13 protein-coding genes are annotated in these 13433 nt (G+C 65.0%); 2 read left to right on the plus strand and 11 right to left on the minus strand.

The features are described from left to right. Nucleotides 1-105: 105 nt before the first annotated feature. The 7 genes from VH499_RS19255 to VH499_RS19285 are packed head-to-tail and all read right to left on the minus strand — an operon-like array spanning nucleotide 106 to nucleotide 8585. Entirely contained in the window at nucleotides 106-1074 is a 969-nt protein-coding gene (locus VH499_RS19255; protein WP_332054372.1) for a tripartite tricarboxylate transporter substrate-binding protein, read from the minus strand. Between the two features lie 13 nt (nucleotides 1075-1087). After that, nucleotides 1088-2953 carry an acetyl-CoA carboxylase biotin carboxylase subunit gene (locus VH499_RS19260; protein ID WP_332054373.1) on the minus strand — a complete coding sequence of 622 codons (1866 nt, stop codon included), beginning with the start codon at nucleotides 2951-2953 and terminating at the stop codon, nucleotides 1088-1090. Then, nucleotides 2950-3768, minus strand: a complete 819-nt coding sequence (locus VH499_RS19265) for an enoyl-CoA hydratase/isomerase family protein (protein WP_332054374.1) — start codon at nucleotides 3766-3768, stop codon at nucleotides 2950-2952. Before VH499_RS19265 ends, VH499_RS19260 begins: the two co-directional genes overlap by 4 nt. Further along, nucleotides 3768-4928 carry an acyl-CoA dehydrogenase family protein gene (locus VH499_RS19270; RefSeq protein ID WP_332054375.1) on the minus strand — a complete coding sequence of 387 codons (1161 nt, stop codon included), beginning with the start codon at nucleotides 4926-4928 and terminating at the stop codon, nucleotides 3768-3770. The genes VH499_RS19265 and VH499_RS19270 overlap by 1 nt, the downstream gene beginning before the upstream one ends. A 10-nt stretch (nucleotides 4929-4938) precedes the next feature. Further along, nucleotides 4939-6099, minus strand: a complete 1161-nt coding sequence (locus VH499_RS19275; RefSeq protein WP_332054376.1) for an acyl-CoA dehydrogenase family protein — start codon at nucleotides 6097-6099, stop codon at nucleotides 4939-4941. A 2-nt stretch (nucleotides 6100-6101) separates the two neighbouring features. Then, nucleotides 6102-7718, minus strand: a complete 1617-nt coding sequence (locus VH499_RS19280) for an acyl-CoA carboxylase subunit beta (RefSeq protein ID WP_332054377.1) — start codon at nucleotides 7716-7718, stop codon at nucleotides 6102-6104. A 3-nt stretch (nucleotides 7719-7721) separates the two neighbouring features. Next, nucleotides 7722-8585, minus strand: a complete 864-nt coding sequence (locus VH499_RS19285) for an SDR family oxidoreductase (protein WP_332054378.1) — start codon at nucleotides 8583-8585, stop codon at nucleotides 7722-7724. Between the two features lie 103 nt (nucleotides 8586-8688). On the opposite strand from VH499_RS19285, the gene VH499_RS19290 reads away from it, so the two are divergent. Beyond that, a complete protein-coding gene (locus VH499_RS19290; protein WP_332054379.1) occupies nucleotides 8689-8985 on the plus strand; it encodes an SCP2 sterol-binding domain-containing protein in 297 nt (98 codons plus the stop codon). 15 nt (nucleotides 8986-9000) lie between these two features. Here VH499_RS19290 and VH499_RS19295 read toward each other — a convergent pair whose 3' ends face one another. Both VH499_RS19295 and VH499_RS19300 read right to left on the minus strand, forming a co-directional pair. Then, a complete protein-coding gene (locus VH499_RS19295; RefSeq protein WP_332054380.1) occupies nucleotides 9001-9678 on the minus strand; it encodes an isoprenylcysteine carboxylmethyltransferase family protein in 678 nt (225 codons plus the stop codon). Between the two features lie 14 nt (nucleotides 9679-9692). Continuing rightward, a complete protein-coding gene (locus VH499_RS19300; protein ID WP_332054381.1) occupies nucleotides 9693-10247 on the minus strand; it encodes a CGNR zinc finger domain-containing protein in 555 nt (184 codons plus the stop codon). An 88-nt stretch (nucleotides 10248-10335) separates the two neighbouring features. On the opposite strand from VH499_RS19300, the gene VH499_RS19305 reads away from it, so the two are divergent. Beyond that, the gene (locus tag VH499_RS19305) at nucleotides 10336-10707 is read left to right on the plus strand and encodes a VOC family protein (protein ID WP_332054382.1); all 372 of its coding nucleotides are present in this window, start codon (nucleotides 10336-10338) and stop codon (nucleotides 10705-10707) included. A 72-nt stretch (nucleotides 10708-10779) separates the two neighbouring features. Here the strand turns inward: VH499_RS19305 and VH499_RS19310 are convergent, their stop codons facing one another. Both VH499_RS19310 and ggt read right to left on the minus strand, forming a co-directional pair. Further along, on the minus strand, nucleotides 10780-11826 hold the full coding sequence (locus VH499_RS19310) for a hypothetical protein (RefSeq protein ID WP_332054383.1): 1047 nt from the start codon (nucleotides 11824-11826) through the stop codon (nucleotides 10780-10782). Between the two features lie 2 nt (nucleotides 11827-11828). Next, complete coding sequence (gene ggt, locus VH499_RS19315; protein ID WP_332054384.1) at nucleotides 11829-13427, minus strand: gamma-glutamyltransferase; 1599 nt, start codon at nucleotides 13425-13427, stop codon at nucleotides 11829-11831. Between the last annotated feature and the right edge of the window lie 6 nt (nucleotides 13428-13433).

A 13433-nucleotide genomic window follows, 5' to 3' on the forward strand; every position in this document is an offset into this window, starting at 1 on the left:
GCGATACGAAACGACCGGATCTTCCTCGCAAAGCGAGCGACTCGCATCTTCAATATGTCGCGCCCATCGATGGCCACACAATGCATCGGTCGTCCGTCACGCCTTTCATTCGACCTTGACGGCGGCGTCCCCGAGAATCTTCTTCCATTTGGCGAATTCGGCGCGATGAAAGTCGCCGAAGGCGGCCGGCGCCATTTCCGCGGGCGTCGGCAGGTCCTGGCCGAGATCCTCCATGCGGGCGCGGATGGCCGGATCCTGCAAGGTGGCGATGGCCGCCCCATTCAGCTTGGCGACTATCTCTGTCGGCGTGCCTTTGGGCGCCCACAGCCCATGCCAGATGGCTACCTCCATCGGATAGCCCGCCTCGGCCGCAGTGGCAATGTCGGGCATGGCGGCAGACCGTGCTCTCGCCGTCACGGCATAGGCCCGGATCTTTCCTGCGCGCACATGCGGCAGGGAATTCGACGACTGGTCCACCATCACCTGGATCTGGTTGGCGATCAGGTCCTGCACGGCGGGGCCGGTGCCGCGATAGGGCACCAGCTGGTACTTCGCCCCCGTCGCGCCAAAGAAAGCCAGCGCCCCGAGATGCGAGCCCGAGCCCATCCCGGCCGTGCCGCCCGAGATCCTGTCCGGATTGGCCTTCAGATAGCCGACCAGCTCCTTCAGCGTATGAGTTGGCATGGCGTTGGCGGTGACGATCAGCATCGGGTTGGATGGCAGACGCGCAACCGGCACGAGGTCGGTGAGAAGATCGTACGAGAGATTCCTGTAGATGCTGCCGTTGGCGACATGGGTACCGAGATGGCCGATGCTGATCGTGTAGCCGTCGGGGACAGCGCGGGCGACCTTGCCGACGGCGATGGTGCCGGCGGCGCCCGTCGCGTTGTCGATCACGAATTGCTGACCCAGCTCCCTGGCCATGTGCTCGCCTACGATGCGCGCCATCAGGTCGGTGGGCCCACCGGCGGCAAAGGGCACGACCAGGCTGATCGGCCGGCTTGGATAGGTATCGCCAAAGGCCGGTGCGGCGGCGCTCGCCGCCAACGAAGTCACGACCGTCCTGCGCAGCATCTCGCTCAGCCTCCTAATCGTCGGACGCCATCGTCATCAGGACCGCGCGGTTGCTTACCTGCTGGCCTTCCCTGACGTCGATCGACTCGATCGTCGCGTCGAGTGCCGCCTTGAGTTGATGCTGGATCTTCATCGCCTCCAGCACGATCAGCGTCTGGCCGCGCACGACCTTCTGGCCGGCATCGACCATGACCGAGACGATCCGGCCATCCATCGGCGCGCGCACCTTACCGTCACCGCTGGCGGCGGCCGAGGCCGGCGGCAGATAGGTGCGGTCCTCGAAGCGTACCGCATGCCCATCAAGATCGACGATGATGTCGTTGCCGTCGATGTGGAACGGCGCCCTGGTCGCCACCGCGTCCTGCGGCGCAACATGGAGCACGCGCTCGGTGGTCCCGACCGCCAGCTTGATCGGCGTCGGTTCGGGATTCGAGTTGCGCCAGCCCCGCAGTGCGGCAGGGTAGCGCTCCGCGGAATGCCGCCACAAAAGGCTGGCAGCCAGCCTCCAGTGATCTTCGTTGACCGCGGGTGCTGCAAACGAATGTGTACCGAGGAAGGCCGTTGTCGCCTTGCCGGCGGCGAAGTCCGGATGCTCCAGCAGGCGGAGCAGGAAATGCCGGTTGGTGGTCGGTCCAAGGACGACCGTGTCGCGCAGCGCCTGAATCAGGCGCACGCGCGCCTGCTCGCGGGTGACTCCGTGCGCGATCAGCTTGGCGATCATGGGGTCGTAAAAGGGCGAGATGACGAGCCCGTCCCTCATGCCATGGTCGGTTCTCACGCCGGCGCCGGTCGGCGCTCGCCACGCCTCGATCCGCCCCATCTGCGGCAGAAAGCCGGCATACGGGTCCTCGGCGTAGAGCCGCAGCTCGATCGCATGGCCAGTGAGATGCACCTGATCCTGTGCTAGGGGGAGCGCCTCGCCGCGCGCGACTCGGAGCTGCCACTCGACGAGATCGAGCCCGGTGACCGCTTCCGTAACCGGATGCTCGACCTGCAGTCGTGTGTTCATCTCCAGGAAGTAGAAGGCGCCGTCGTTGCCCAGCAGGAACTCGACTGTGCCGGCGCCGCGATAGCCGATGGCCTTGGCCGCAGCGACGGCTGCATTACCCATGCGATCGCGCAACTTCTCGTCAACGGCCGGAGAGGGCGCCTCTTCGATCACCTTCTGGTGGCGTCGCTGGACAGAGCAATCGCGCTCGCCGAGGTGAATGACGTTGCCGTGACTGTCGGCAAAGACCTGGATCTCGACATGGCGTGCATCGACGACGGCCTTTTCCAGGATCAGCTCGCCCGAACCGAAGGCGCCTTCCGCTTCCGTTCGCGCCGTCCGAAGGGCCTCGAGAAGATCGCCGTCGCGTTCCACCAGGCGCATCCCGCGTCCACCGCCGCCTGCGGCCGCCTTGACCATCACGGGGAAGCCGATTTTTCTTGCCTCACTCTCTAGATTGGCATCCGTCTGGCCGGCCCCTTGATATCCGGGCACGCACGCCACCCCTGCATCGATCATTCGACGCTTCGCTGCCGCCTTGTTGCCCATGGCGGCAATAGCCGGGGGAGGAGGGCCGATGAAGACCAGACCCATCTTCTCGCAGGCCGCCGCGAAGGTCTCGTTCTCCGACAGGAAGCCGTAACCGGGATGGATGGCGTCGGCGCCCGAAGTCCGAGCGGCATCGAGAACGCGATCGATGCTGAGGTAGCTCTCGCCGACGGGTGGCGGACCGATCCGCACGGCTTCGTCGGCGAAAGCCACGTGTGGCGCGTCCTTGTCGGCATCGGAGTAGACGGCAACGGTGTGATAGCCCATTGCCTTGGCCGTGCGCATGACACGCCAGGCGATCTCGCCGCGATTGGCGACCAGGATCTTGGCGAAGAAAGTCATTCGACCGCCCACCTGGGGGGTCGCTTCTCGGCGAAGGCGCGCAAGCCCTCCGCCGCCTCCGGACTGCGTCGCGCCTCGGCGAACTTGTCGGCGGCAAAATCGAGCACGGCGGCGAGCGGCTCGGCGCCGACCTTCATCACTACCGCCTTGGTCGCGGCATTGGCCGATGGCGCGCAACGGTCGATCTGCTTCAGGACCTCTTCGAGCTTGGCGTCGAGCGCCGGGCTGTCCTTCACCAGATGATGCACGATGCCCAGGCGATAGGCTTCGCGCCCCTTGAAGCGCGCCGCGGTCAGGGCGAGGTGCCGCGTCTGCGGCACGCCGATTCGGGCGGCGACGAAGGGCGCGATCTGGGCGGGCACGATGCCGATCGCGGTCTCGCTCATGGCAAAGCCCGCGTCCTCGGTGCAGATGGCCACGTCCGACACGCAGAGGAGCCCGAAGCCACCGGCGATGGCGTAGCCCTCGACCGCAGCGACGACGACTTGCGGCGTGGTGTTCACCATCTCGAGAAAGGTGCCGTATTCACGATTGTTCAGTGCGATCGGATCCTTCTCGCCGGGCTGCGGCTTCTCGGTGAAGCTCTGTTCCATGTTCCTGAGGTCGGCGCCGGCGCAAAAGGTGCCACCTGCGCCGCGCAGGACCACGGTCTTGATATCGCGCCGCTCGCGCAGGTTCCGGAACACCGCGCGCAGCTCGCCGATCAGTGTCGGATTGAGGGCGTTCTTCACCTGCGGCCGGTTGAGTGTGACGTGGAGCTGCGAGCGCTCGCGGCGCAGCAGCACAGTCTCGTAGCTGGAGGCAAATTCGGCCATCAGCGATTCTCCAGCCGGGGCAGCGTGCCCATCATCTTGGAGATGATCTGGAGCATGACCTCGTCGGCGCCGCCGCCGATCGAGGCGAGCCGCGAGTCGCGGAAGGCGCGCGCTGTCGGCGACTCCCAGAGATAGCCGGCGCCGCCCCAGTATTGCAGGCAGCCGTCGGTGACGAGGCGCACCATCCGCCCGGCCTTCAGCTTGGCCATCGAGGCGAGCGTCGTGACGTCCTGGCCGTCGAGATACTCCTCGCAGGCGCGATAGCAGAGCGAGCGCACCAGCTCGACTTCGGTCCGGAACTCGGCCAGCTTGAAATGGATCACCTGGTTGTCCAGAAGCGGGCGGCCGAAAACCTTGCGCTCGCGCGTGTACTCCACCGTCTCGTCGATCAGGCGCTCCATGCCGACCACGGCGCTGATCGCCCCCCACAGCCGTTCCTCCTGGAACTGCTGCATCTGGTAGACAAAGCCCATGCCCTCCTGACCGATCGTGTGACGCACCGGCACCTTCACGTTGTCGAAAAAGATCTGTGCCGTGTCGGAGCTGCGCATGCCGAGCTTGTCGAGCTTCTTGACGATCTGCACGCCCGCGGTCTTCATGGGCAGGCAAATCAGCGACTTGTTCTTGTGCACGGGACCTTCGCCGGTGTTGGCGAGCAGGCACATCCAGTCTGCCTGCGTGCCGTTGGTGGTCCACATCTTGCCGCCGTTGATCACCCAGTCGCCGCCAATGCGACGGGCCGTAGTCTTGAGCGAGGCGACGTCGGACCCGGCTCCCGTTTCTGAGACACCGAGGCAGGCGACATAGTCGCCGGCGATCGATGGTGCAAGGAACTCGCGGCGCAGTTCGTCGCTGCCATAGCGGGCGAGGGCCGGGGTCGCCATGTCGGTCTGGACGCCGATCGCCATGGGCACCGAGCCGCAACGGATGTGGCCCAGCTCCTCCGCCATGACCATGGCATATGAATAGTCGAGCGCCATGCCGCCATACTCGGCCGGCTTGTTGATGCCGAGCAGGCCGGCATCGCCCAGCTTCTTGAAGACCCGATGCGCGGGAAAGATGCCTTCCTCTTCCCACTGATCGACATGCGGATTGATGTCCTTGTCGATGATGGCGCGCAGCGTACGGCGGATCTCTTCGTGCTCCTGCGTGAATTGCACGCCTGCCTCCCTAACGGTTGCCCAGCCGCGGCATCGTGCCCATCAGCTTGGAAATGATCTGCAGCATCACTTCGTCGGCCCCACCGCCGATCGAACCCAGACGGCCGTCGCGGTAGCTGCGCGCGACGGGGCTGTCCCAGAGGTAGCCGGCACCACCCCAATACTGCAGGCAGGCATCGGACACCTCGCGGCGCAGGCGACCGGCCTTGAGCTTGGCCATCGAGGCCAACATCGTGACGTCCTTGCCGGCGAGGTACTCCTCGCAGGCGCGATAGACCAGCGCACGCAAGGCCTCGACCTCGCTCTTGAGCTCGGCGAGGCGGAAGTGGACGACCTGATTGTCCAGAAGTGGCCGGCCGAAGACTTGACGCTCGCGCGTGTAGTCGATGGTGGCATTGATGATGCGTTCGCAGCCCATCAGCGTGCCGGCGCCGGCCCACAGCCGCTCCTCCTGGAACTGCTGCATCTGGTAGATGAAGCCCGAACCCGGCTGCCCGATCGTGTAGCGCACCGGCACCTTCACTTCGTCGAGGAAGGTCTGCACCGTGTCGGAGGCGCGCATACCGAGCTTGTTGAGCTTCTTTACGATCGAGATGCCCTTGTTCTTCATCGGTACGACGATCAGCGACTTGTTCTTGTGCACCGGCCCGTCACCGGTGTTGGCCAGCAGGCACATCCAGTCGGCCTGCGCGCCGTTGGTGGTCCACATCTTGCCGCCGTTGATCACCCAGTCACCGCCGACGCGTCGGGCGGTGGTCTTGATCGAGGCAACGTCGGAACCGGCGCCTGTTTCGGAGACACCGAGGCAGGCGACGTAGTCACCACTGATCGAGGGCGCGAGGAACTCCCGGCGCAACTCGTCGCTGCCGTAGCGGGCAAGGGCCGGCGTCGCCATCGAGATCTGGACGCCGGTTGCCATCGGAATCGAGCCGCCGTTCACCAGGCCGAGCGATTCCGAGCAGATCATGGCGTAGGAGAAGTCGAGTCCCGAGCCGCCGAACTCCACCGGCTTGTCAACGCCCAGCAACCCGGCGTCGCCCATCTTCTTGAACAGCTCGTGGGCCGGGAACTGGCCTTCCTTCTCCCACTGATCGACGTGGGGATTGACCTCGCGATCGATCAGCGTCTTCCAGGTCTGGCGCAGCGCCTCGTGCTCGGGAGTGAACTTCATGGCTACATCCTCGCGACGCCAAAGGTGATGGCATTGAGCGGCCGCACCATCGATTCCCGCGCGATGGAGAGCGTGAAGGCGAGCACGCGGCGCGTGTCGCGCGGGTCGATGATGCCGTCGTCCCAGAGATGGGCCGTGGCATAGAGCGCGGTCGACTCGCGGTCGAACTGATCGACGATCGACTTGTACATCTTGTCGATCTGCTCCCTGGGGGGATCCTTGCCCTCGCGCAGGAACTTCTGCTCCGTCACGGTCTTCATCACGCCGGCCGCCTGCTCGCCCCCCATGACGGCGATGCGGCTGTTGGGCCAGGCGAAGATGAAGCGTGGATCGTAAGCGCGGCCGCACATGCCGTAGTTGCCGGCGCCGAAGCTGCCGCCGATCACAATGGTGATTTGAGGCACCGTTGCATTGGCGACCGCCTGGATCATCTTCGAGCCGTGCTTCACGATGCCGCCGCGCTCGGCCTCGGTGCCGACCATGTAACCGGTCGTGTTCTGCAGATAGACGATCGGGCTGCCCTGCTGGCAGCAGAGCTGGATGAACTGCGCGGCCTTGACTGAACCCTTGGAGGTAATGGGCCCGTTGTTGCCGATGAACGCCACCGGCTCGCCCTCGATCTCGGCCCAGCCGCAGATGGTCTGCTGGTCGAACAGGCCCTTGAACTCAAGGAAGTCGGAGCCATCGACCAGGCGAGCGATCACCTCGCGCATGTCGTACGGATCCTTGTGGGAGGGCGGCACGATCCCGCAGAGATCGCCGATGTCGTACAGCGGCTCCTTGAACGGGCGTACCGTCTTCGGCGGCAGCCTGTCGTTCCAGTGCCACCGGGCGATGACCTCGCGCGCCATGCGGATGCCGTCGGCGTCGTCCTCGGCCATCCATTCGGCGACGCCCGAGACGGTCGCGTGCATCTCCGCACCGCCGAGCTCCTCGTCGCTCGCAATCTCGCCGGTGGCGGCCTTCAAAAGCGGTGGGCCGGCCAGGAAGACCTTGGCCTGGTTGCGCACCATGATGACGTAGTCGGAAAGGCCGGGAAGATAGGCGCCACCCGCCGTCGAGGAGCCGTGCACCACCGTGACCTGCGGGATGCCGCGAGCCGACATGCGCGCCTGGTTCGCGAAACCGCGGCCACCCGGCACGAAGATCTCGGCCTGGTAGAGCAGGTTGGCGCCGCCCGATTCGACGAGGTTCACGACCGGCAGCTTGTTCTCCAGCACGATCTGCTGCACGCGCTGGCCCTTGCGCTGGCCGGAAGGGGCAACCGTGCCACCCTTGATGGCCGAGTTCGAGGCCGCGACGACGCAGCGTACGCCCTCGACATAGCCGATGCCGGCCACCGAGCCTCCGCCCGCGCTCGACCCGTCCTTGTCGTCGTGCATGCGGTAGCCGGCGAGCGGCATCAGCTCGAGGAACGGCGCGCCGCGGTCGAGCAGCAAGGCGATACGCTCCCGCGGCATCAGTTGCTTGCGCTTGTGGAAGCGCTGGCGTGCTCTCTCGGCCATGGCCTGCACACTGGCTTCGGCATCGCGGAATTCCTGGACCGCCGCCAGCATGCGCTCGCGATTCCGTTTGAAGTCGTCGCTGTTGCGATCGATCTGGCTCTCGATGACCGGCATGGCTCAGCCGCCCAGGACTTTCGGCGTCACCGCAAGGTGAAAGCCGTTGAACGGCTGCGACCTGTCGGTCGCCGGCAGGTCGACCGAGCGGTTGGCAAGCGGCACGCCGCCGTCGATCCGAATTTCCGTGCCGGTAATGTAGGCAGCGGCCTTGCTCAACAGGAAGCACACCGCGGCCGAGACCTCGCTCTCGGTGCCGAGCCGTCCCAGCGGGCAGTGGCCCTTGAGCCTGGGGATTTGCTCCTTGAATTCACCCTTGTAGGTGTCCATGCCCGAGGAAGCAATCCAGCCCGGTGCCACCGAATTCACGCGCACGCCCGAGACCGCCCATTCATAGGCGAGCGTCATGGTGAGGTTCGCCATGCCGGCGCGGGCGGCGCCCGTATGCACCATGTTTGGGAAGCCGTTGCGATAGTCGGCCGTCATGTTGACGATCGAGCCGCCATGCTGGTGCATGGATTGCGAATAGACCTCGCGGCTGACGAGAAAGCCGCCAGTGAGGTTGTTGCGCACGACGACCTCGAAGCCCTTGGCGCTGAGGTCGGCGGCCGGCGAGGGGAACTGACCGCCGGCATTGTTGAACAAACCGTCAATTCGGCCGTTGTTGGCGACTATCTTCGCCACCGCTTCCGTGACCTGCGCTTCCTCGCGGATGTCGAACGCGTGCCGCTCACAACTGCCGCCGCCAGCCTCGATCTCGGCCTTCACCTTGTCGAGCTTTTCGATCTTGCGGCCCGTGATGGCGACGTGCGCGCCCAGCGAGGCAAGCTCGTGCGCCGTGCAGCGGCCTATGCCGCTGCCGCCGCCAGTGACGATGACGGTGTGGTCCTTGAACAACCCCGGCGCGAAGACCGAGCAATACGACATATTTCCTCCGCACGGCCTGAACAGCCGTTTACCGGCCTCTAGTTGACGTTTACGTAAAGGTCAAGTAAGCCCCCAAGCGATTGGCCGACAGGAGGAGCTCGCCATGACCTTGCAGGAAATCACCGCGAAAATGAAGGAAGGCGCGGCGAAGAAGTCGTCCTTCGGCAATACCGTGAAGTTCACCACCGACCAGGGCGTCGTCTATATCGACGGCAATGCGAATCCGCCAGCCGTCAGCAACGACGACAAGGCGGCCGACTGCACCATCAAGATGGACTTCGGCGACTTTGCCGACCTGGTCGGCGGCAAGCTCGACGGCATGAGCGCGTTCATGACCGGCAAGCTCAAGATCGAGGGCGATATGGGGGTCGCCATGAAGCTGCAGAGCATCCTGCGCTAAGCACGGACCAACGGATCACCACAGGTGCGGTATCAGGCGATACCGCACCTTTTCTTTGTAGGCGTCGTAGCCTGCAAGGTGTCGGGCGAGGAAGCGCTCCTCGTCGACCATTCGCCACGCCAGTGCGGGCGCAATGACACCGAGTGCGATCAGCCCCCACCACGAGCCGAGCGCGATTGGGACACCGAGCAGCATGACGAGCGATCCCGCGTACATCGGATGGCGCACAAGAGCATAGGGTCCGGTCGAGACGACTCTCTGTTCGGCTGCCAGCTCGATGGTGGCGGAGGTGAAGGTGTTTTCGCGGAATACCAGGAAGATCGCAAGCCAGCCCAGCGCCACCAGCGCATCGCCGGCCAAGGCGACGGACGGCGACATCTGCGACCAGCCGAACCGGCGATCGAACGCGGGCAACAGCAGAAGACCCAGGAAACCGGCCGAGGCGAAGAGCATGATGACCCTTTGCGCCGGTTGTCTTTCCGCCAGCGGGCCGCCCCGCATGCGCCGTTCCAACAGGTCGGGGTCATTCCGGATCAGGTAGATCGTGAGTGCGAGTGACGAGGCGAAATAGACCGCGAGGAAGGCCCATGCCTGCCAGTAGTCGAATGTCCAAGATGGTCCGAAGAGCAGCGCCGCCATCGCAAGGAAGAGACAGCCGAGGCCGATGAACGCTTTCCTGGCGAGTCTTTGCATTGGACTGCGCCCGGTCAGGCCTCTTCCTTGCTTCTATGATAGTGACGTCGCGCCTTGGCGCGGTTGCCGCAGGCCGACATGGAGCACCAGCGGCGCTTGCCGGCGCGGCTGTCGTCGAGAAACAGCCAGCCGCATTCGGGGTTGGCGCAGCGCCGCACGCGATCGAGCCGCGGGCCGGCCAGCAGGTCGCCCGCCGACCATAGGACAGGCGCGAGCAGCCCGACCGCGCTGCCCAATCTGACGTCGACCTCCCATTCGTAGCCGTTCCGGGTGCGCTTGAGCGACGCGCGTGCCGGAGCGGCCGCCAGCGCCTCGTTCAGGACCGCAAGATCGCGCGTCGGCGCGGGTTTTGCCTGTGCCTGGGCGTCGAACAGGCGATAGATCGTTTCGCGCAAAGCGAGGGCGCGCTCGAAGTCCCTGGCCGGCAAACCCTTCTCGGCCTTCGTTCCGGCCTTGGCGGTCGCCCACTCGATCACGTCCTGCGGTCCGTTCAGCGTCTCGGTGGGCGTGGCTTGCCCGCGCCAGTATCGGGTGTTGGCGAATTCGAGACAGAGGTCGGGACGGATCATTGTCAGCAAATAATAACCGGTTGACGGGTTGACAAGTTTGGGCAAGCGCTTTAACCATATAACCAGTTATCCAGTTATGGAGGAAACGATGTTCGACCACGTTTCGATCGGCGTCAGCGACATCAAGCGGACGGGCAAGTTCTACGATGCGGTGCTGAGGCCGCTCGGCTTCAGCCGCCTGTCGGACGGTGAGTCCTCGCTGGGCTACGGCAGCAAGGGCGTCCAGCTCTGGATCTCGGCGACCGCGAAGCCGGTGAAGGCCGACACGGACTCGGGCCTGCATTTTTGCTTCAACGCGAAGGACCGGGCGGCCGTCGACGGATTCCACGATGCGGCGCTTAAGGCCGGCGGCAAGGACAACGGTAAGCCCGGCATCCGTGCCGACTACAGCCCCCACTACTACGCAGCCTTCGTCATCGACCCCGACGGCTACCGGCTCGAGGCCTACTGCGGGAAGTAAACTCTCCTTCGGGCCGCTGGCCTCCGGCATGCATTCGAGAAGCGGGCCGGAAGTCCGCGGTCCAGAAGAGGCTCACGGCCCGGCGCCGGTAATCTCCTTCAGCAGTCCGAAGAAGGCGCGCTTTCGCGCTGACGCGATGCGCCAGTCTACGGGCAGCGACTGGAAGCCATCCTCGAAGCGTTCACGACTCCGGCGGTAGTCGAAGAAACCCCAGCTCGCGCCGCTTTCGACGGCTGCGATGAAGTGGTTGTCAGGCTTGCCGAAGTCGTAATGGTCGTCCTCGTTGTAGACAATTGGCTGGCCTCGATAGGCCGGCGACGCCTTCCAGCGTGCGACCTGCAGACGGATGCCGTGGGGACTTGATTGCTGGGGGCCGTCGGGACCGTGCACGCGATTGCCATGCGGCAAGAGGAAGTCCGAGGTGGCAATTGTCGCTTCCGGAGGCGCGTCGAGCGCCAGAAGACTGGTGCTGACCAGCAGCTTCCCTTGTCCGCGCACCCGCGCCAGATCGATCAACTCGTGACAACGTTTCGCGGTGATGATCGGGTGGACAAAGACGGGCAGGTCGACCTCGTTGCCGATTTCGAGCAGTACGTTGGTCACTCCCAGTCCGAGCAACCAGTCGACGACGTGGGTGACAGCAGCTTTGACGGCCGTTTCATCTTTCAGCATGCCGCTCTGCTTGCCATAGAAGAGGCCGAGGATGACCACCATTCCCAAGGCATCGCAGGCCGCGATCACCTTTTCGAGCCGGCCTGTCCAGGCGGGCTTCAGTGCGCCGTCGGCGGTGAAGCCGCAGATCTTCCAGGGCTGATGCCATGAATAGCCTTGCGGACTGCCGCCTTGCAGGTTGAGGCAGACCGCCAGCAGTCCGTGCGAGCGATAGTCAGGCAGATTGGCGATGAATTCTCGCGTATTGCGCTCGGCATCCCAGTCGCCGTCGGCGTAGGCCCAGGCGCCGCGGGTTGTCGGATTGTCATCGTCGACGATCGCGTTGGCCATGCGGCTGTTGAAGAGGTGTCCCTCGATCCGGTGGCCTCGCCAGCTTCGCCCGGCGTAGGTCGGTATTCCGTTGATCGCGAAGCAGCCGTCGGCGATAGAGACGAGGGTGCGCGCCATCGCTAGAACCCGACGGCGGCGCCGTCGCGACGGCTTTCGGAGGCGCCAAGATAGGGGCCGCCTTCAGGAAAGCGCCAGATGATCTGGCTCGAGCCGAAGTCGAAGCTCGGCCAACTTGTGCGCGTGAGCCTGTGACCGCGTGCCTCGAGGCCGGTCGCTGTCTCGGCCGGCATGTGATCTTCGATCCACACGGTCTTGTCGACTTCATGGACGCGCCAGCGCGGGCCGTCGATCGCCGCCTGCGGGTTCTGTCCGTAGTCGACAATGCGCGAGAACACCTGCATGTGGCCTTGCGGCTGCATGGCACCGCCCATCAGCCCGAAAGTCGCGACCGGCTTGCCGTCCTTGGTGATGAACGCCGGAATGATGGTATGGAACGGCCGCTTCTTCGGTCCGACCTCGTTGGGATGTCCCTTGGTCGTGACGAATCCCGTCGCGCGATTCTGGAGCGCGATGCCGGTATCGGGTACGACGATACCCGAGCCGAACCCGGTATAGTTCGACTGGATCAGCGACACCATCATGCCCGAGGCGTCGGCCGTGCCGAGATAGATCGTGCCGCCGTCCCTGGGCGTGCCCGGACCGAAGTCCTTCGCCTTCTTGGGGTCGATCAGCCTGGCGCGGCTCTTCAGATAGGCCTTGTCCAGCAATTGCGAGGGCGTCACGTCCATGAAGCGCGGATCGGCGACATAGCGCCAGATGTCGGCGAAGGCGAGCTTCATCGCCTCGATCCTGAGATGTGCCACCTCGGGTCCATCGCAGTCGTGACCGGCGAGGTCGAAATTCTCGAGAATGCCCAGCGCCATGCAGGCGGCGATACCCTGGCCCGAAGGCGGGATCTCGTGCAATGTCGTGCCGCGATAGCCGAGGCCGATCGGATCGACCCAGTCGGACCTGTGCTCCGCGAGATCCTTCTTGCGCAGCGAACCTCCGGTCTCCCGGGCGTACCTGTCCATCGCCTCGGCGAGCTCGCCGCGATAGAAGGCCTCGCCCTTGCTTTCCGCGATCTTGGTCAGCGTCCGCGCCTGCTCGGGAAACTTCCAGAGCTCGCCGGGCTTCGGCGCCCGGCCGTTGGGCAGAAAAGCCGTCACCCAGCTCTCTTCGCCCTTCAGCCGCTCGATGGCGCGATCCCACTGACGTGCGATCATGTAGGAGACGCGGAAGCCGTCGTGCGCGTACTTGATGCCGGGCTCGAACAGGTCGGCGAAGGGCAACTTGCCATAGCGACCGTGCAGCTCCATCCAGAGCGAGACGGCACCGGGTGTCGTGACGCTGCCCCAGCCCGTGCTCGGCATTTTGGTTTCGCCTTCGTACTGGTCGGGCGTCATCAACGCGGGCGAATGGCCGGAGCCATTCAGGCCCACAAGCTTCTCGCCGTCCCACAGAATGCAGAAGGCGTCGGCGCCGATGCCATTCATGGTGGGCTCGACGACCGTGATGGCGATCGCCGCGGCGACCGCGGCATCGACCGCGTTGCCACCCCTGGCGAGCATGCGCAGCCCGGCGGTGGCGGCCAGATGCTGGGACGAGGCGACGACGTTTTCGGCGAAGACCGGCAGCTTCCTGGCGCCGTAGGGGAACGCGTAGGTGAAAGACGGCACTCCGGA

Origin of the sequence: Reyranella sp. (assembly GCF_036558665.1) — a bacterium.
GTDB lineage: Bacteria > Pseudomonadota > Alphaproteobacteria > Reyranellales > Reyranellaceae > Reyranella.